General features: G+C 43.5%; 1 protein-coding gene. It reads left to right on the top strand.

Annotated elements, in window-relative coordinates; all coding sequences use genetic code 11:
* Positions 1-564: 564 nt before the first annotated feature.
* Entirely contained in the window at positions 565-891 is a 327-nt protein-coding gene (locus tag ABD76_RS16790; RefSeq protein WP_197258377.1) for a transposase, read from the top strand.
* Positions 892-955 lie beyond the last annotated feature (64 nt).

Here is a 955-nt window from a genome sequence, read left to right as displayed (position 1 = left end):
TAATTAAACTAACATTGGACTGTAATAAGTCGACATGGGATCTCCTTCAGTTGATTCGCATCTATGCGGAAAAACCATGGGAAAATTTGATCGCTGCACTCAACCGCAAGCCGACCCGAACATCTAGGGGACGACCAAAGCGAAATGGGAGACGTCCGAAAAAGACAACGAAGTCGATGAAACCGAAACTGATTGTGAGGTAATGACAAACGAAAAATACTTTTACATATAATGGATAACGCGCAGGGTCTATTTCCAGCTCGACTTTTTTAGACTTAGCGCGGACATTGCAGATGTAAATATATATCATATATAGATGTTAATTGAAATTAGATTATGAACTAACCGCTCGATGCAACGCTAGTGCTGGAAAAGGGGGGATTCAACAATGCATGCACCTAAACTGAAGCAAGGAGACGAAATTCGGGTTATCGCGCCTTCCAGAAGCTTATCTCTCATTTCCATGCCGCTCCTTTGTAAGCTTTGGAGGTTGGCAAGTGCCTTGGCACTTTTAGCTGCAAAATTGAGCATTTTTCACTTGCAGAAAACACGGAGGGGAACGAAATGAAGAAGAAACAGTATGATCTTAATTTTAAAAAGATGGTAGTTGCTAAAGGGAAGGAAATCGGCAACATGACCGCTGTAGCAAGGCAACATGAGCTTGATCCAAAGATGGTACTGCGATGGGCTAGAGAATTAAATCGTAAGGACCTGGATCAACTGGATGGGGCTAGTATGAAGCAAGCGAAGTTTGTCCCGACTGCAGAAGATTATGCTGCGCTTGCGAAAGAGAATGAGAAGCTCAAGAAACTCTATGCAGAGCAAGCCTTGGAGAGGGACATTCTCAAAGACCTACTAAAAAAAACGAACCCTCACTTGCGGATAAGATAGAGATCGCCCAGAAGTATATTGTGCAAGGACACAGCATCAGCTTTGTGCTGCGTGTGCTGGAAGT

This window comes from Paenibacillus dendritiformis, from assembly GCF_015845845.1.
In the GTDB taxonomy this organism is placed as follows: Bacteria; Bacillota; Bacilli; order Paenibacillales; family Paenibacillaceae; genus Paenibacillus_B; species Paenibacillus_B dendritiformis_C.
The sequence above is the reverse complement of the archived record's forward strand: the minus strand, read 5'-3'. Positions and strand labels throughout refer to the sequence as shown.

Excerpts from the sequence above, each read along its gene's own strand:
- ABD76_RS16790 (WP_197258377.1), top strand. The coding sequence starts at position 565 with ATGAAGAAGAAACAGTATGATCTTAATTTTAAAAAGATGGTAGTTGCT.